13 protein-coding genes are annotated in these 18,289 nt (G+C 66.4%); 5 read left to right on the forward strand and 8 right to left on the reverse strand.

All coding sequences use genetic code 11. The annotated features are described in order from the left end of the window. The first annotated feature begins 117 nt into the window (after nucleotides 1-117). Nucleotides 118-396 carry a hypothetical protein gene (locus V7Q48_RS09225; RefSeq protein WP_333837727.1) on the forward strand — a complete coding sequence of 93 codons (279 nt, stop codon included), beginning with the start codon at nucleotides 118-120 and terminating at the stop codon, nucleotides 394-396. Between the two features lie 21 nt (nucleotides 397-417). Here V7Q48_RS09225 and V7Q48_RS09230 read toward each other — a convergent pair whose 3' ends face one another. After that, the gene (locus V7Q48_RS09230; protein WP_333837728.1) at nucleotides 418-903 is read right to left on the reverse strand and encodes an isoprenylcysteine carboxyl methyltransferase family protein; all 486 of its coding nucleotides are present in this window, start codon (nucleotides 901-903) and stop codon (nucleotides 418-420) included. Further along, nucleotides 903-1,952, reverse strand: coding sequence for a type III polyketide synthase (locus V7Q48_RS09235; RefSeq protein ID WP_333837729.1), 1,050 nt, complete (start codon nucleotides 1,950-1,952; stop codon nucleotides 903-905). Before V7Q48_RS09235 ends, V7Q48_RS09230 begins: the two co-directional genes overlap by 1 nt. 115 nt (nucleotides 1,953-2,067) lie before the next feature. On the opposite strand from V7Q48_RS09235, the gene V7Q48_RS09240 reads away from it, so the two are divergent. Continuing rightward, a complete protein-coding gene (locus V7Q48_RS09240) occupies nucleotides 2,068-3,648 on the forward strand; it encodes a DHA2 family efflux MFS transporter permease subunit (protein ID WP_333837730.1) in 1,581 nt (526 codons plus the stop codon). Here V7Q48_RS09240 and V7Q48_RS09245 read toward each other — a convergent pair. The 3 genes from V7Q48_RS09245 to V7Q48_RS09255 all read right to left on the reverse strand — a co-directional run bounded on the left by V7Q48_RS09245 (nucleotide 3,642) and on the right by V7Q48_RS09255 (nucleotide 9,408). Continuing rightward, on the reverse strand, nucleotides 3,642-6,053 hold the full coding sequence (locus V7Q48_RS09245; RefSeq protein WP_333837731.1) for a TonB-dependent receptor: 2,412 nt from the start codon (nucleotides 6,051-6,053) through the stop codon (nucleotides 3,642-3,644). The genes V7Q48_RS09240 and V7Q48_RS09245 overlap by 7 nt on opposite strands. A gap of 122 nt (nucleotides 6,054-6,175) precedes the next feature. Further along, nucleotides 6,176-8,140 (reverse strand): alpha/beta hydrolase family protein, encoded by a 1,965-nt coding sequence (locus tag V7Q48_RS09250; RefSeq protein ID WP_333837732.1) that lies wholly within the window; start codon nucleotides 8,138-8,140, stop codon nucleotides 6,176-6,178. 206 nt (nucleotides 8,141-8,346) lie between these two features. Next, nucleotides 8,347-9,408, reverse strand: a complete 1,062-nt coding sequence (locus V7Q48_RS09255; RefSeq protein ID WP_333837733.1) for an SDR family oxidoreductase — start codon at nucleotides 9,406-9,408, stop codon at nucleotides 8,347-8,349. Nucleotides 9,409-9,513: 105 nt separating this feature from the next. On the opposite strand from V7Q48_RS09255, the gene V7Q48_RS09260 reads away from it, so the two are divergent. From V7Q48_RS09260 to zapE, 3 genes are all read left to right on the forward strand, one after another. After that, nucleotides 9,514-9,894 carry a winged helix-turn-helix transcriptional regulator gene (locus V7Q48_RS09260; RefSeq protein WP_333837734.1) on the forward strand — a complete coding sequence of 127 codons (381 nt, stop codon included), beginning with the start codon at nucleotides 9,514-9,516 and terminating at the stop codon, nucleotides 9,892-9,894. 204 nt (nucleotides 9,895-10,098) lie between these two features. Continuing rightward, complete coding sequence (locus V7Q48_RS09265) at nucleotides 10,099-10,881, forward strand: succinate dehydrogenase iron-sulfur subunit (protein WP_333837735.1); 783 nt, start codon at nucleotides 10,099-10,101, stop codon at nucleotides 10,879-10,881. A gap of 94 nt (nucleotides 10,882-10,975) precedes the next feature. Next, complete coding sequence (gene zapE, locus V7Q48_RS09270) at nucleotides 10,976-12,106, forward strand: cell division protein ZapE (protein ID WP_333837736.1); 1,131 nt, start codon at nucleotides 10,976-10,978, stop codon at nucleotides 12,104-12,106. A gap of 350 nt (nucleotides 12,107-12,456) precedes the next feature. Here zapE and V7Q48_RS09275 read toward each other — a convergent pair whose 3' ends face one another. The 3 genes from V7Q48_RS09275 to xrtA all read right to left on the reverse strand — a co-directional run bounded on the left by V7Q48_RS09275 (nucleotide 12,457) and on the right by xrtA (nucleotide 18,267). Further along, entirely contained in the window at nucleotides 12,457-14,544 is a 2,088-nt protein-coding gene (locus V7Q48_RS09275; RefSeq protein WP_333837737.1) for an EAL domain-containing protein, read from the reverse strand. A 284-nt stretch (nucleotides 14,545-14,828) separates the two neighbouring features. Then, nucleotides 14,829-16,733, reverse strand: a complete 1,905-nt coding sequence (locus V7Q48_RS09280; protein WP_333837738.1) for an XrtA/PEP-CTERM system amidotransferase — start codon at nucleotides 16,731-16,733, stop codon at nucleotides 14,829-14,831. Nucleotides 16,734-16,743: 10 nt separating this feature from the next. Then, complete coding sequence (xrtA, locus tag V7Q48_RS09285; RefSeq protein ID WP_333837739.1) at nucleotides 16,744-18,267, reverse strand: exosortase A; 1,524 nt, start codon at nucleotides 18,265-18,267, stop codon at nucleotides 16,744-16,746. Nucleotides 18,268-18,289: the final 22 nt, after the last annotated feature.

Here is an 18,289-nt window from a genome sequence, read left to right on the forward strand (position 1 = left end):
CTCGATGCAGCGGGCTTTTTCTTGGCCCAACGGCCTGTCACAGCACCGCAGGGCGCCATTCAGCCTCGCGACAGTGTCGGACGCCGAGGGATCACCAGCACTTTCGGGAGTACGCAAATGACCAGGATCACGACCGGCGCCCTCGCCGCCCTCGCCGCTATCACCGCAACGATCGGCGCCGTGTCGCCCGCGATGGCTGCAAGCGATCCGGGCAAGCAGGCCTGCGCCGCCGAAGCTCGCCGCCTGTGTCCGGCGGAAATGAAGACGCTCAGCCGCAAGAAGGTGGAAGCGTGCATGATCGCGCGCATCAACGACACGTCGCCGCAGTGCCATTCCGCGATGCTGCGCATCAAGGCCGAGCGCGAAGCTGTCGGGACTGCGCCCCGCAAGCCTTGATGGGAAGGCCGAAGCCGGCGCTCAGGTATAGAGCGCGCGGTTTTCGGCGCGGATGCGGACGTAGAGCATCGCGGCGTTGAGCACGGTGAACAGCACCGCGATGCCCCACAGGCCGAAGACCAGGGGCAGGACGGCGATCTCCGCCGTCACCACCGTATAATTGGGGTGCCGCAGGAAACGGAACGGCCCGCCGGTTACCAGCGGGGCGCCAGGCAACACGATCACCCGCGTGGTCCACCGCGGCCCCAGCGTGGCCAGAACCCACACGCGCAGCAGCTGCAGCACGGCGAACACGCCCAGCAGCAGCCAGTTGACGGCGCGATCCCCGACCGTGAACCACAGCGCCGCCAGCCAGGAGGCATGGAGCGCAACCATCACCGGATAATGCGACGCTCCTACCTCGAAGGCGCCCTGCGCCTTGAGGCGCGCGGTATTGCGCCGGTCGATCACCAGCTCGCTCAGGCGCTGCGCGGTGACGAAGGCAAGGATCACATAAGGCAGGTTCATCACTGGCTCCGCAAGGTAAGCGCACTGGCGGTGAAGCCGGGGCCGAGTGCCGTCAATACCGAAAGCGGCGGCAACCCGGCCTTGCGGCAGCGGTCCAGCACGAACAGCGCGGTCGGTGCCGACATGTTGCCATGGTCGCGCATCACCGCGCGTTCGTGATCGAGCGATCCCGGTGCCAGCGCCAGCGCGGTCTCGATCGCGTCGAGCACCTTGGCGCCGCCGGGATGGCAGATAAAGCGATCGACGTCCGCCGCCGTCAGGCCCTGCGGCGCGAGCATCTCGGCCACGGCCTTGCCCATCTCGTTGCGGGCGAAGACCGGAATGGCACGGTTGAGCACGACGCCCAGCCCAGTCGGTTCGGCCTGCCAGCCCATGATGTCGAGCGTATCGGTCCAGGTCTTCTCGCCCGTGCCGGTGATCGTCGCGAAGCCGGCCGCATCGCCGCTGGTCATCACGCAGGCCGCGGCCCCATCGCCGAACAGCGCGGTCGAGATGACGTCGGCCTTGTCCACCTGGTCGATGCGCAGCGCGAGGCTGCACAGCTCGACGGTAACGAACAGCACGCGGGCGCCGGGCGTGGCGCGCGCAAGCTTGGCCGCAAGGCCCATTCCGGTCACGCCGCCGGCACATCCCAGCCCGAACACCGGCACGCGCGCGACATCGCTGCGAAACGGGAGATGCGCCATGGCCCGCGCCTCGAGGCTGGGCGTGGCGATGCCGGTGGACGAGACGGTGACGATCGCGTCGATGTCATCGGCCTTGAGCCCCGCCTCGTCGAGCGCGTCCTGCGCCGCCTTGACGAAGAGGTCGACCGCGACCTCGAGATAGACCGCGGTACGTTCCTGGAAGCTGCGCGGCTGGGCATACCAGTCCGCCGGGCGTGCCAGCTGGCGCCGGTCGATCCCGGCATTGGCATAGACCGCGGTCATGCGTTCGAAATCGGCGAACTGCCCGCCGATCAACGCGCGTGCGGCGGCGATCGCGTCGTCCTGCGTCAGGGTGTGTGGGGGTGTGCGGGTCGATAGTGAAATCAGGGAAACCGGTGTCATGTACCCGCGCGTGCTGGCCGGAAATCCGGCTGGAGAAGATTAGCCGTGAAACGACTTTGCCCTGCCCGAGTTCCATGCCAACGATCACGGTGGCCCAACACCGACAGGAGACACGATGGTAACGCGGTCTGACGGCTTGGCAATGGGCAACGACGCCCCTCACACGGCGAGAATCGCGGAATGGTGCGGGTTCGCGCTGATGTGCCTGGGTATGTTCATGGCGATCCTCGACATCCAGATCGTCGCCACTTCGCTGCCCGCGATCCAGGCCGCGCTCGGAATCAGCCCCGAACAGATGAGCTGGGTGCAGACCGCCTACCTCACCGCCGAGATCGTCGCGATCCCGCTCACCGGCTTTCTCACCGCACGCCTCGGGATGCGCTGGCTGTTCGTCGGCGCAGTGTCGCTGTTCACGCTCGCCTCGATCGGCTGCGCGCAAAGCCATGGTTTCACCGCGCTGATCGCCTGGCGTGTGGTCCAGGGTTTTGCCGGCGGCACCCTGATCCCCTCGGTCTTTGCCGCCGTCTTCCTGCTCTTCCCGCCGCGTTCGCAAGGGTTGGCGACGACGATCGCCGGTGTCGCGGCGGTGCTTGCCCCGACCATCGGCCCGATCGCCGGCGGCTGGCTGACGCAGACGCTGTCGTGGCACTGGCTGTTTCGCGTCAACATCGCGCCCGGCGTGATCGCGGCCATGGGCGCCGCGCTCGCGCTACGCCATGCGCGCCACAACCTGCGCCACCACCGCGCCATCGACCTCGTCGCGCTCGTGCTTCTCGCGGCGGCGCTGGTCTCGTTGCAGCTCGGCCTGAAAGACGCACCTACGCTGGGCTGGGATGCGCCGCGCGTGCTGGCGCTGCTCGCCGGGGCCGCGCTGTGCGGCGTCGGCTTTGTATGGCGCACGGTCCGTAGCCCCTGCCCGCTGGTCGAGCTGCGCTGCTTCTTCGATCGCAACTTTGCCGTGGGCTGCGTGTTCAGCTTCGCGCTCGGGTTCGGCCTGTTCGGCTCGACCTACCTCATGCCGTTCTTCCTCGGGCTGGTGCGCGAGCACGGCCCCTTGCGCATCGGCGAGATCATGCTGGTAACCGGCGTGGCGCAATTGCTGACCGCGCCGCTTGCCGTATGGCTCGAACGCCGGGTTGAGCCGCGCCTGCTCACCGCCTTCGGCTTCGCGCTGTTCGCCGCCGGCCTGCTGATGAGTTGCCGCCAGACCGCGCAGACCGACTTTCACCAGATGATTGCGCCGCAGATCGTGCGCGGCGTGGCGATCATGTTCTGCCTGCTCCCACCGACGCGCATGGCGCTCGGCCGCTTGCCCGACGCGCTCGTTCCCGACGCGAGCGGCGTGTTCAACCTCATGCGCAACATCGGCGGGGCGATCGGGCTGGCGCTAATCGACACCACGATCTTCACCCGCGCTGCGCACGAGGGCGCCGCGATCGGCGATCGCCTGCGCGCGGGCGACGTTGCTACCGCGGTTTCGATCGGCATCCCGCGCGATTCCTTCCTCGAGCAGCGCGGCCAGCCGATCGACGATTTCACCGTCGAGATGATCCGCCCGCTGGTCGAAAAGGCCGCGCTGGTGCCGGCGATCAATGCCGCCTGGCTGCTGGCCGGGGTGCTGACCGCCGTGACCGTGCTGCTGGTGGTGTTCGTGCGGCGCGTCGGCCGTGAGGGCGATAGGGCTGCCGATCAATAGCGCGCCCGCAGCGTCGCGCCGAACATGCGCGGGTCGCCCGGTGTGCCGACGATCAACCCGCTGTTGCCCGCCTGCACGGTCACATTCTGCAGGTAATCGCGGTTGAACAGGTTGCGCGCGAATAGCGCCAGCTCCAGCCCGCCACCGGCGCGAAAACCGAGGCTGGCGTTGACCAGTGCATAGCCGGGGATGACGGTATAGGCGCTGTCGGTCGCATCGCCGAAGATGCGGGTCCGCGCATAGGCATCGGCGCGCAGGTACAGGTCCCCAGCCCCGCCCGGCCCGCCCTTCACCGGCACAACGTATTCGCCGCCCAGCGAACCCGACCATTTCGGCAATCCGGGCATGCCCTTGCCACTAAGGTCGCAGGCCGCGGTGCTCGATCCGGTCAGTTCGATCGGGCAAGGCCCGGCGGGGTAGCTGGCATAGCGCCCGCGGGCATAGGAGGCGGCGGCGCGCAGGGTCAGCCGGCTGCCGATCCGCGCCGCAGCGTCGAACTCGACGCCCTTGACCGTCACCAGCGGAATGTTCGCGAGGTAGCTGCGCAGCGCGACGACGGCGGCATTGTCGACCACGTTGGCCTGGAAATCGCGCACGCGGGTGTAATAGGCATCGATGTTGAAGGCCAGCGCACGGCCGAAGGCACTGGTCTTGAGCCCGGCCTCCCACGTGGTGTTCTTTTCGGGCCGCACTGTCACGGTCGACAGGATCGGATCGCCCGAGGCATGGCCCGCAACGCCCGCGGGATAGACCGGCAGCCCCGACATGTTGATGCCGCCCGACTTCTGCCCCCGCGCATAACTCGCATAGGCCATGACCTCGGGCGTGATCTGGTATGACACGTTCGCCCGCCCCGAAGCGCTGCCGTCGCCAATGTGCCCGGCGTAGCGCTGCGCCCGCAGGATCGACTGCTGATCGTTGTAGAGCGCCGACCCCGGCACGGTCGCCTGCCCGCCGAAGGTCGTCACGTCATAGGTGCCGTCCTTCTCTTCATAGGTATAACGGATGCCCCCGGTCAGCGCGAGGCGGGGCGTGGCATGCCATGTCACCTCGCCGAACGCGGCATAGCTATCGGTGCGGAAATCGGTGGTTCCGCCGGATTGATACCCGTCGAGCAAGGCGGACGTGCGCGTGGCCGAGGCGGGCAGCAGCCAATAGGTCGCGAGCGGGCCGTAGACGCTGGTCGGGTGGCCCACGATCTTCTGCCGGAAATAATAGAGGCCGCCGACATATTCGATCGGGCCATGGTCGTTCGACGCGATGCGCAGTTCCTGGCTGTACTGATCCTGGCGCGAGGGGATGTGCTGGCTCGTCTGGATCGGCAGGCCGGTATAGTCGCGGTCGTTGTCGGCATCCCAGTTCCAGAAACGCCACGCCGTGACCGAGGTGATCGTGGCGCGGCCCACGGTGTAGTCCGCGATCGCGGAGACGCCGCCCTCGTTGGTGTCGACGCCCAGCGACGCATCGATGTCGGTCAGGCGGTCATAGGGATTGAGGCTCGGCGGCGTATAGCCGCCCGGAACGGTGCGCGCGGCCAGCGCGGCATATTGCTGCGCCGGCGCCTTGAGCGTCGGCGCCACCCGCACATAGACCTGCGTGCAGCAGTCATTCCTGAAGTTCGACCAGTCGGCGATCACGCGCAGCGAGAAATCTGCGCTCGGCGTGAACAGCAATTGCCCACGCACGGCATCGTTGTGCACGTCGTTGAGCCACTGCTTTGAGCCCACGTTGTAGAGCACCCCGTCGCGCCGGGTAATCGAGCCCGACAGGCGAAAGGCGAGCACGTCGCCGGCAAGCGGCCCCGTCACCGCCGCCTTCGCCTGGACGAACCCCTGCTGCCCGGCAGAGACTTCGCCCTCGGCGCCGAACGTGAACGAGGGCGCCTTGGTCGTGATGTTGATCGCACCGGCCGTGGTGTTCTTGCCGAACACGGTGCCTTGCGGCCCGCGCAGCACTTCCACTTGCGCCAGATCGACGAAATCGAACGCCGCCGTGGCAGGGCGAGCATGATATACCTGGTCGACATAGAACCCGACTCCCGGCTCCAGTCCGTCATTGGCCTGGCTGATCGCCACGACGCTGCTGCCAAGGCCGCGGATCGTGAACGCGGTGTTGCGCGGGTTCGGCGAGGAATAGTTGAGCGTCGGCACCAGCTGCGTCAGCTGGTTGACGTTGACGGTATAGGTCCGCGTCAGCGTATCGCCCCCGACGACGCTGAGCGCCGCCGGCACGGCTTGCGCATCCTCCGCCCGGCGCCGCGCGGTGACCAGGATCGTCCCGGATGCAGCTGATTCCTCACCGCCTCGCGGCTCCGCGCCCGCCGTCTCGTCAGCCAGCGCCGCAACCGGTGAAAGCAGCATGATTCCGGCGATCACCGTCGCACTGGCCGTATTCCTGAATTGCATCGAAGCCCCCTTGCCACCGGTCGTCGCTCTCACGACTCACTATATACGATCGGATATAGCATTGGCTCCTAGCAGCGAAGCCCACGCAAGCAACGCTCCTCAGGTATCGGGTATCGGCCGGACTACGGGTTGTATTTCTTCAACCAGGTGCCGATGCCGGCCAGCATGGCTTCGCGATCCGCCTCTCGGGTGAAGTAGTGGTCGGCCATCGGCAGCGAGAGATAGTCGACCGTCTTTCCGGCCGCACGCATCCGGCTGGCCATCGAATCCGAATGCGAGACGTTCACCGTCACGTCATTGCGGCCGTGGATCAGCATGAGCGGTGCCTTGATCCGCGCCACGGCATTGAGCGGCGACACCGCAGCGAAGTCGGGCGTCATCGCCTTCCAGTCATCCGTGTACTTGCCACTCATCAACGAGTTGCCAAAGTCGTTCACTTCGCGTCGCAAGCTGGCGACGCCCGAGATCGAAACCCCGCAGCGATAGAGATCGGGATCCTTGGCCAGCCCCCACATCGTCGCATAGCCGCCATACGACGCGCCGACGATGCAGGCGCGCTTGGCATCCGCAATGCCCTGCTCGGCAGCCCACTTGAGGCCATCGGTGATGTCGTCCTGCATGGCGAGGCCCATCTGGCCTTCCCCGCGCTTGAGAAAGGTGGGTCCGTATCCTGTCGAACCGCGAAAATTGGGTTGCATCACGGCATAGCCCAGATTGGCCATGTATTGCGCCATATAGTCCCAGCCCGGCGCGTCGTGGGCCCATGGGCCGCCGTGCGGGAACATTACGATCGGCAAGTCATGCGCAGGCCTGTCGCCGGGCAGCGTCAGCACTGCCTCGATTTCCAATCCGTCGCGCGCCTTGTAGCGAACAGTCCGTACCGGCGCCATCGGACGCTGCCGCAACGTATCGTTCATCACCGCAATTCGCTGCATCGCGCCGGATTCGACGTTGAAGTAATAGAGCGCGCCGGGCGTGCTCGCGCTGTCGAGCACGAGCAGCATGGATGTCCGGTCGGCATTCATGCTGACGATCCGCGCATCGACATTGCGGCCCGTCACCGACTTGTCGAACTGCTCCTGGAGCGAGGCCATTGCCGGAGCCAGCCAACGCGTCTTGCCGGGCTCGCTCGACAGACTGATGCCCAACACTGTCGTCTGATCTTCGGACACATTGATCCGGTCGATCTCGATGCCCCGCTGCGCCTGGTACAGGGTTCGCACCTTTTGGTGGGTGCGCATGTCCATCTCGTAAAGACCCTCGACATCGTCGTTGACGATATCCACGACGGCATGGTCTCCACCGGGCACGAAGGCGATCGGCACGATGACGCTTTCGTTCGCCCGGCTATTGGCGCGATCGATCGTCACGAGTGCGCTGGTGGCCTCACTCCCGCGATAGAGCAATCGGGAAGACCGCCCGTCGTCCGCGGTGCCGATCCCTGCGCGCACCACGCCATTGCCATCCGCAATCCATCGGTAGATTCCCGAGCGGGCGGCTTGGACCACGACACGTCGGCCGGTCTCGAGGTTGATGCGATAGACCGTCGGGAAAAAGTTCTCGTCGAGATAGATCGAGTTTTGCGCCGCGACGAGGATCTGCGGGGTTCCGTCTCGCGCCACCCACAACAGGTCACCCCCGTTCTGGCCCATGAGGTCACGCAGCAGGATCGTTGCCTTGCCGCTGCGCAGGTCGACCACCATGATCCGCCGCACATAGGCCTTTTCGGGGCCACCCAACGGCAACAGCGCCCGCATGCCGGCAATGACGAAATCCTTGTTGACCCAGCGGACCCAGTCGAGCTCGTCGGTTTCGGGCAGTCGCAGGTAGAGCGGCTTGGCCGCCGCATCGAAAAGGTGCCTTACGCCGAGAAGCTGCGTACCACCGATAACCAGTTTGCCGGCGAAGGATTGACCATCGGCGGAAATCTCCCCGTCGGCAAAGAACGGCAAGCGGGCGAACGCCAGCGCGGGCAAAGGGCCAGCCGCCGGGGCTGCCCCGGTCGCGAGTGGCGGCGCAGCACTGGCAGCGGCCTTGGCCTCTTCCGCCCGCGCCGGACCGGCCACAAGCATGCCCGCCAGGATCAAGCTCAGGCCGCCGCTCGCCCCCAAGATCCGCCACGGCGATTTCGTCTTTGCCTTCACACCTGCCCCCGCTTGCAATGTTGCGGAAGCTTACTGGCGCACGAGGCCAAGTCCAGAGCGCCCCATCACACCAAACACATGATTTGGCACCAATATGCACGGCATCGGGATTTGACGCCGCCACGCCCATGCGCAGCGGCGCTTCCGGATCACGGAATGAGGCGCTCCGCCCGCAGCCGCTCGAACAAGGCGTAGAACGCCGCGTCGGTGGATCGATAGCCGGTAAAGCCCAGCGCGCGGCTCTTGCCCATGTCAGTCACGACCTCGATCGGCCGGCCGAGGTCGGCGTCGGTGTGCCAGGGCGAGGCGAGCCGCGCGAGGTCAGGCTCGGCCAGCCCTTCCCGCTCGGCCAGCGCGCGCCAGATAGGCGCGTCGTCCGCCATCTGCTGCTCCAGCGGCATGACCTCGCCGTCGAATGGCGCCGGCTCGATCCCGAACCATGCGGCGATCCGCCCCCACATCCATTGCCAGCGGAAGACGTCGCCATTGACCACGTTGAACGCCTCGTCATGCGCGCCGGGCGTTTCCGCGGCCCATAGCAGGTGCTCGCCAAGCAGGCTCGCATCGGTCATGTCGGTCAGGCCCGCCCATTGCGCCGCGGAGCCGGGAAAGCGGAACGGACGTCCCGTCTCGCGGCAGAGCACGGCATACGTCGCGAGGGTCGTGCCCATGTTCATGGCGTTGCCCACCGCCTTGCCGATGATCGTGTGCGGACGATGCACGCTCCAGCTGAACCCGTCGCGCGCGGCGGCCGCGAATACGGCATCTTCCTGTGCATAATAGAAGTTCTCGACGTCGAGCCGCCCCTGCTCCTCGCGGAACGGGGTCTGCGGCAGCACGCCTTGGCCATAGGCCTCGAACGGCCCGAGATAGTGCTTGAGGCCGGTGACCAGCGCGACGTGGCGCGCCCGCGTCGGCCGGCGCAACCCGTCCAGCAGGTTGCGCACCATCGCCCCGTTCACCGCGATGTTCTCCGCCTCCGATGGCTGGCGCAGCCATGTCGCGACGATCACGAGGTCGGGGTCGATGCCGGCGAGCGCGGCCTGCGTCGCCGCACCGTCGCGCAAGTCCGCCGCCAGCGGGACGACGCCGGGCTGCGACGCGCCGCTGCGGGTCAGGCCGTGGACGGTCCAGCCGCGCGCGTTCAGCAGGTCGGCCGCCGCACTGCCGACGATGCCGCTCGACCCGACGATAAGGGCGCTCTTGCTCATGATCCTGTTCTCCTGTGATCCGTTCGGCAACGCAGCTAGGCAGCCGGGGTGCCGGCTTCTAGAAGGCACCAAACCGGAACCTGGGCACCAAGAAGGAACCAACCGATGCAACCTGGCTCGCCCGAAGCCGACTGGCGCGAGGATTGCGCACCGCGCCGCGTGCTCGCCCTTTTCGCCACCAAGTGGACGAGCATGGTGCTGCACACGCTGCACGCACGCCACGCCGGGCGTGCCCGCACCGGGGCACTGCTGCGCAGCTTGCCCGGCATCTCCAAGAAGATGCTGACCCAGACGCTTCGCGAAATGGAGGACAGCGGCCTCCTGACCCGCGAGGTGCAGAGTGTCGTGCCGCCGGCGGTCGAATATGCCCTCACGGCACTGGGGCGACGCTTCGTCGAACCGGTCGAGATGCTTTATGCCTGGGGACGCGACAATGCCGATGCGCTGGATGCGATCGGCAGCCGGCCCACGGCCCGGCGCGGCTGATAGCCGGCGGGCTCAGGTTCATGCCGCATCGCGGCAACTGCCGGGTTGAAACAAGTCTCTTGGGCACACCCCGGCCCCCGCATCACGGACCATGGTGCAGGCTGGGCACTCCCCCCTTGCCCCATGCTGCGTTTGCGCTAAGGACGACTCATCGAAGCCGGTCCGGCCGTTGTCGGGCGACGGCCCAGTTCACAGGATCCGGTTATGGCGACTTTCACGCTCCCCAAGAACTCCACGATCACCGGCAAGGCCCGCCACCATGCGGCGCCGACGCAAGGCAAGATCAAGAAGTTCAAGGTCTATCGCTATGACCCGGACAGCGGTGAAAACCCGCGCTACGACACCTTCGAGATCGATCTCGACACCTGCGGCCCGATGGTGCTTGACGCGCTGATCAAGATGAAGGGCGAGCAGGATCCCACGCTCACTTTCCGCCGTTCGTGCCGCGAGGGCATCTGCGGTTCCTGCGCGATGAACATGAACGGCCGCAACGGCCTCGCCTGCACCACCGCGATCGAGGACCTCAAGGGCGAGATCCGCATCACGCCGCTGCCGCACATGCAGGTGATCAAGGACCTGGTCCCCGACTTCACGCACTTCTACGCGCAGTACGCCTCGATCCGTCCCTGGCTGCAGACCGTGTCGCCCACGCCTTCGGGCAAGGAGCGGCTGCAGAGCCCGGAACAGCGCGAGAAGCTCGACGGGCTGTACGAGTGCATCCTTTGCGCCTGCTGCTCGACCTCGTGCCCGAGCTACTGGTGGAATTCAGACAAGTTCCTCGGCCCGGCAATCCTTCTGCAGGCCTATCGCTGGCTGGCTGACAGCCGCGACGAGATGACTGGCGAGCGCCTCGACGAGCTTGAGGATCCGTTCCGTCTCTATCGCTGCCACACGATCATGAACTGCGCCAACGTGTGCCCCAAGGGTCTGTCGCCGGCGCGCGCGATCGCCGAAATCAAGAAGATGCAGGCCGAGCGCGCGATCTGATCCGCAACCAGCCCAACCTCTTCGCGTCCATCTTCGAACGCCGGCCGGTCCCCCCGGCCGGCGTTTTCGTATCCCGCCAAAAGGCCGTTGTTCGATGACCCGCATCTCTGACCGCTACGCCGCCCTTGTCGCCTCGGGCGAGTTGCGCCCCGATCCCGAGCAGAAGGCCGCCGCCGCACGTCTCGACGCGCTGCAGCAGGAACTGGAAAACCCGGCCCCTGCCCCCGGGCTGTTCGGCCGTCTGCTGGGCGCAAAGGCGCCGCCGGCACCGCGCGGGCTCTATATGTGGGGCGGCGTCGGGCGCGGCAAGTCGATGCTGATGGACCTGTTCTATCACAACCTCGGGGATGCGGCCGGCCCAAAGCGCCGCGCCCACTTCCACGCCTTCATGCTCGACGTCCACGCCCGCCTGCGCGAGGCGCGGCTGACCGAGACCGGCGATCCGATCCCTCCGGTCGCCGCCAGCATCGCCGGCGAATGCAAGGTGCTGTGCTTCGACGAGATGGTCGTCAACAACAGCGCCGACGCCATGATCATGAGCCGGCTGTTCACCGCGCTGATCGTCGACCACGGCACGGTGATTGTCACCACCTCCAACCGCGCCCCGTCCGAGCTTTACAAGAACGGGCTCAACCGTGAGCATTTCCTGCCGTTCATCGCGCTGGTCGAGCAGCGGCTCGACGTGCTCGCGCTTAACGGCCCGGTCGATTACCGGCTCGAACGCCTGCAGGGCGTGGGGACCTGGCACGTGCCCATCGGCCCGGCCTCGACCGAGGCGGTACGCGAGGCCTTCTTCCGCCTGACCGATTTCGCGCCAGAGGACAGCGCCAACGTGCCCAGCGCCGACCTCGACCTTGGCGGGGGCCGCATGCTGCACGTGCCCAAGAGCCTCAAGGGCGTTGCCGTGTTTAGCTTCAAGCGCCTCTGCGCCGAGGCCCGCGGTGCGGCCGACTATCTCGCGATCGCGCGCGCCTATCACACCGTCATCATCGTCGCGATCCCACGCCTCGGCCCCGAACAGCGCAACGAGGCCGCGCGCTTCGTGACGCTGATCGACGCACTTTACGAACACAAGGTCAAGCTGATCGCCACCGCCGACGCCGAACCCGTTAACCTTTACGAATCAGGCGACGGCCGATTCGAATTCGAACGGACAGTAAGCCGCCTGATGGAAATGCAGAGCCAGGAGTATCTGGCAGCCGGCCATGGTCACGAGGATGGCTGACCGCCCAATTCGGACAGTCTGGATACAGAAAAGCCCGCAACGCTGACGTTGCGGGCTTTGTTTTTATACTGCGCGGTTATCGCAAGATCGGAGCAGTAAAACAGCTTAAATCAGGCAATTCGCGCAGTCGGCATCACTGGCCGAACATCCAACGGATCATAAATTCCTCCATCCACGGTTAGGTCTCCGGAGTATCACTAAAGGATGTAGTTAACAAGATTTAACCTTTTGCCCCGGCCCCTTGGTGCCCAGTTTTTATCCCAAAATGGCACGATCTTTGGCCCCGTCCACGCAGTGTGGCGGGGCTGCAATGCAGGGGTAATGGGAGAAAACCCTGGCTTGGCGGGACGTCAGACCGCGTTGATCTGGCGGCCCGACAGGGTTTGATAGTCTCGAAAAAAGACGTCGAACGGCTGCGGCTTGCTCAGATAGAAGCCTTGAGCCTGGTCGCATCCCAGGGCCGACAAAAGACGGAAGGTCGCTTCGTCCTCCACGCCTTCCGCGACAACCATCTGGCCAAGCGCGTGAGCGAGCGCCACGGTGGTGGTGACGATCGCCCGATCGCGGTCGCTTGCCAGGATGCGGGATACGAAGCGACGGTCGATTTTCAGTTCGTCGCTGGGCAGATCCGCGAGGTAAGCCAAACTCGCTTCGCCGGTCCCGAAATCGTCGATGGACAGTCGGAACCCCAGCTCACGCAGCTTGGTCAGATTGCTGATGGCGCTGGCGCGGTTGCTGAGGCTGGAGGTTTCGGTGATCTCGATCGTGAGCAGCGACGGATCGATCTTGCGACGACTGACGATTTCCCGGAAGTTTCCGACCAGGTCGCTCTTGTCGACCATCTGTGCCGAGAGATTGATGCTCATCTGGAAACGCTGGCCCATGGCGTTCATGGCAAGCGCAGCGGTGATGGCTTCTTCGAGCACCCAATACGTCAGTGCATCGATACGACCCGCGCGTTCGGCATGCAGGATGAACTGATCGGGCGGGATGAATCCGCGCGTCGGGTGGTTCCAGCGGATCAATGCCTCCGCGCCCGAGACGCGCTGGGCACGGAAATCCCATTGCGGCTGGAACGCCAGCCAGATGTCTCCATTGCGCAGACCTTCGTCGATGCGTGCGTGGAGCGACAGTTCCCATGGTGCTTCGGCCAGGCGATGCGCCTCGAAGACCTCGACCGCGCGGCCGTTACCGAGAGCGTCGTTGGCGCTGGCCAGTGCGGAGTTCACCCGCGTCAGCGAATCAATCCCCTCGTTGCGATCCAGACCGAAGTGGATGTTGGTATCGAAGGTCATGGATCCGACCTGCAGCGGCGCTGAGAACAGCGCGCGCAGGCCTTCCAGATGACTGAGCTGAATCTCGAGCGGACGCGCCTCTTCGGTCCAGGCGAAATGGCCGCCGTCGCTGTGATAGACTTGCCCTGCCCCCGAACCGACCGACAGGCGTCGCGCGATCTGGTTCGCGCATTCGCCGTGCAAGTCTTTCGGAAGCGTAGCCAGGATCTCCTCGTAGCGGGCAACCACGGCAACGATCACATCGCGACCGACTTCGACCGGATGGGCAGACAATGCCAGGAAGTTTGGCAGGCCCGAGACGCTGGTCTGCTGGATACGCCGCGTGCGCAGTTGCCACACGCGGATCGTGCCATAACACACCAAATACATGATGGCCGCTTCGGGATCGAGAACGATACCGACACGCCGAAAGGCAACCGGCAGGACGACGACGGCGATCGTCGCGGCCAATCCGATCAGGTTGCGGCGCCAAGCGCTCTTCGTGCGTCGCGCAAGGAAGGTCAGGCCAACCGCCAGGAGCAGCAGCGGCACGAACGTGCCATTGATGTTCAGCGGCTTGCTGAGAGCCTCGGCGCCTGCAATGTCATGCGCAACCGGCGGGCTCACCGCATGGCCGAGATAACGCATGGGCGTGGCATTGTTCGTGGCGGTCACAATGACCGTACGGCCCGAGAACAGCCCGGGATGGGCACTGCCTGTCACCAGCGCCTGTGCCGAAACATGCGCGATTGTTTCGGGATCGAGCGAGAAGTCGGGATAGATCGTGCCCGAAAAGTCCTGCGCGTTGGCGGCGAGACCGACCGGCAGCGTCTTGAACGTGCGCCCTTGCACCGACACCGCAGAGGGTGCCGACACGACCGCATGGATGAAGTTGTCGTTCCACGAAGACAGGTAGATCGGATGTCCCCGGGTCAGCACATCAGGCGGGAAGCGATAATTCGAACCCGTCTTGTGATTGCCTTGGGGCGCGCGGCTCACGAAAGCGAAGTCGCTGCCGTAACTTGCGATGGCATTCGCCAACTTCGCATCGCCCGATGCATCGAGCCCGTAGGGGATATTGACGTCCCAGAACACCCTGCGCGGCATCTGGCGGCGCAGTTCGTCGATGATCTTGGCTTCGGCGGCGGTATCGAGGTCCTCCATCCCGTCGACCGAGACGATGACGTACGACGGCGAGGCCGAACGCGAGACCACGTTGAAGGCCATGTTCCAGTAGACGTGCGCCACGACTTCGCCCAGCCCGATGAACCAGGTCGGCAGAAGCGCCAGGCTCAGCAGCAGCGATATTCCAATCGGGGATCGCAAAAAGTTTCGCATGGACCGTCGGCGCAGTGGATTACTCCGGTGGTCTAAGTCCAAAATGGTTTAGATCACCTTACCGTTTACCATCGACGGTAACAGCCCGACACGCAGCGCCCCGCGCAAGCCTATGCAAGCAGGGAAGAATCCAGGCAGCCCAGACTTCTTTCCAGCATGATCAATTGCCACAAGATGCGGCTGTGGTCGGCGCGGCCAGAGGCGTGCGAATCGGCCAACTCGCGAATCCTTGCCGCATCGAACCAGCCGGTGCGGGCGAGTGGGCCGGACTGTCCGATGGCCCCGGCCTCGCCGGCCAGCGGGCCGCGCAGCCAGGCAGCGATCGGGGTGACGAAGCCCATCTTGGGGCGGAACAGCACGTCGTCGGGCAGGTAGCGGCGCATGGTGCGCTTTATCAGCCACTTGCCGGTGCCGCGATGGACGCGCATCGCCTCGGGCAGCCGGGCGGCGAACTCGATCAGCCGGTGGTCGAGCAAGGGCTCGCGCGCCTCGAGGCTGGCAGCCATGCTGGTGCGATCGACCTTGGTGAGGATGTCGCCGGGCAGCATGAACTTCAGATCGGCATATTGCGCGCGGTCCAGTCCGCTGCGCGCCGGCGCCGCGCGCATCAGGTCGAGCACCGGCTGCTCGGCGCGGTAATCCTTGCGCAGGGCTTTGAATTCGGGGGTGGTGAGCGCGTCGCGCAAGCCCGGCCCCGCGACCGACAGCGCGCGCACGTATCCCGCCTCACCATCCTCGGCGAGGCTGAGCAGCGTGGTCTTTGCCCGCAGCGGGCGCGGCGCCCAGTCGGCCTTGGGATAGAGCCTTCCCAGCATGCCGAACAGCGGCGCGCGCAAGCCGGCGGGGACGAGGCCGCGCACCTGCTCCTCGCGATGCTGGAACACCTGCCGCCGATAGCCGGCGAAGGCCTCGTCCGCGCCGTCGCCCGAGAGCGCCACCGTCACGTGCTCGCGCGCCAGTTCGCAGACGCGGAAGGTCGGCAGTGCGGAGGCGTCGGCGAACGGCTCGTCGAACATCGTGACGAGCCGGTCGACCAGCGTGAAGTCGCCGGCGGACACCGTGCGCGCATGATGCTCGGTCCCGAACTGGCGCGCGACGGCGCCGGCCCAGCTGGTCTCGTCGAGCGCGGCGACATCGAAGCCAATCGAGCAGGTCTTGACCGGGTCGGCGCTGGCCTCGGCCATCAGCGCGACGACGCTCGAGCTGTCCACCCCGCCCGACAGGAACGCGCCGAGCGGCACGTCCGCCGCCATGCGCGATGTCACCGCCTGGCGTAGGCGTTCGAGCAGATGGGCCTCGAGGTCCTTTTCGCGCGCGGTCACGCGCTCGGTGAAAGAGACGTCCCACCAGCGTACCGACGGCGGCGGCGAGGCATCATGGCGCAGAAGGCGGTAGTGCCCGGCGGGCAGCTTCTCCACGCCGGTCAGGATCGCGCGGTGATCGGGCACGAAACCCCACGCCATGAAGTCCTCGATCGCCAGCGGGTCGATCGTGCGGCGCAGCATGGGATGCGCCAGCAATTGCTTGAGTTCGGACCCGAAGATCACGCTGCCATCGGCCAGCGTCGCCATGTGCAGCGGCTTCACGCCCAGGCGGTCGCGCGCCAATAGCAGCGTACGGGCGCGCAGATCGTAGAGCGCGAAGGCGAACATGCCGTTGAACCGCTCGAGACAGCCGACGCCCCAGTGCTGCCAGGCGGCCAGGATGACTTCGCTGTCGCCATCGGTGCGGAACGTGGCGCCCGCCGCGCGCAGTTCCTGGCGCAATTCGCGGTAATTGTAGATCTCGCCGTTGAAGACCAGCATCGCGCCGCCGTCATGGCTCGCCATCGGCTGCGGCGAGCCGGCAAGGTCGATGATCGACAGGCGACGATGGCCAAGCCCGACGCCGGGTGCGGTCCACACCCCCTCCCCGTCGGGTCCGCGATGCGCGATGACGTCGCCCATCGCCTGCAGCCGCGCCGGATCGACGGGCTTGAGCCCCTGGGTGTGAAAGATCCCGGCGATGCCGCACATATGCCTGCCCCTATTCCCTGTGTCCGGCGGCGATCCGGTCGATCCAAACCCCTAGCGGCCCGGTCGCCGCGACGAAGGTCGCGACATCCTCGGCGCGAGGCCCGGCGACGATCAAGGCCGAAGTCGGCCGCGCGCGCAAGGTCAGGCGGCCTGCCATCGTGTGCAGCCGCAGCGCGGCGTTGCTGCCGCCCAGGTAGCGGCCCTGGCGATACCACGTCTCGGTCAGCAAGCGCACCGGCCCTGGCGCCTCGATCATCGCCCCCGCCCCGCCGGCAATGACAGGGCCGGGCCGCTCCCACGACCAGCCGCTGCCGGGCGGCACGGCGCCCTCGCCGAACCCTGCCGCCTCGCGCCCCTCGCCTTGCGCGGCATAAAGCGCGAAGGACACGTCGACGACATGGCCCTGCGTATCGGCATAGCGCCCACGCAAGCGATGGTCGGCGCCAGCGTGGCGCGGCCACCAGGGGTAGCCCGGGGTCACCGAGACGCGGTGCCAGCCGCGCACCTCTGGCAAGTCGATGCGCGGGGGGAGCGGCGCCCTCAAGGCAGACGCGGCCTGCGACCAACCCAGTGCCAGCGCGGCCAGCGCCATCGCAGCCGCACATGCGATCCGGTGATCGATCCGCGCACCGGCAAGGCGAAAAAACCACGCGCTGGCAAGGATCGTGTCGGCATCGACCGGAGCGGCATCGCGCGGGCGGTCGAACCACGGCGCGCCGGCCGCGACGGTCAGGGCCATGACGATGGCGAAGAAAATCCAGCCATAGAAAATGTGATCGAACCCGGCCGCGAACGCGATGCCGCGCCAGCCGGCAATGACGATCGTGCCCCAAGCACGCACGCCGTTGGCCAGCACCGGCACCACGAGCGACAGCGCCATGAACGCGGCCCGGCGGGACCAGCGCAGATAGCAGACGTGGCAGACCAGTGTGCCATAGGCGATCATGGCGATCAGGAACTTCACGCCCGAGCATGCCTCGGCCACCTTGAAGTATCCGGCAGGCGTGGTGATGAACACGCCATCGAGTGACGCGGGGATGGCCGCCAGATGCAGCAGCGCCATGACGATCCGCGCGGTGACGAGCTGGAGCAGCGGCACGAACTCATCGCCGAAGGGCACGAGGAACAGCATGTAGGCGAGCGGAAACAGCAGCGCGGCGCCCACCCGCGGCCCGGCCAGCGCCAGGAAGCTGGCCTGCAGCATCACCACGGCTGCCAACTGGCTCAGCAGCGCGACGCCCGCCAGATCACCAAGCAGCCATGCGAAGGCGGCACCTGCGAACAGAACGAGTCCGGGCCACCAGCCCTGCGGCGCGATCGCCAGCACCGCGCGCCAGCGCATCGACACCAGCCAGCCCAGGATCAGCGGCACCAGCAGGATGTGGTTGTAAGTCGAGGAATCCCACCACTGCCCGGCCATGGCGACCCATTCGCCGCGGAACAGGACGATGAGCGCCAGCCAGCACACCGCGAGCCACGGCGCCGTCCGTCGCCACGCCGCGATGCCAGGTCGAGGAGCGGCATAGTCAGCCATGGCGGCTTCAGGCATACCAGAT

Source organism: Novosphingobium sp. (assembly GCF_036803765.1).
In the GTDB taxonomy this organism is placed as follows: Bacteria; Pseudomonadota; Alphaproteobacteria; order Sphingomonadales; family Sphingomonadaceae; genus Novosphingobium.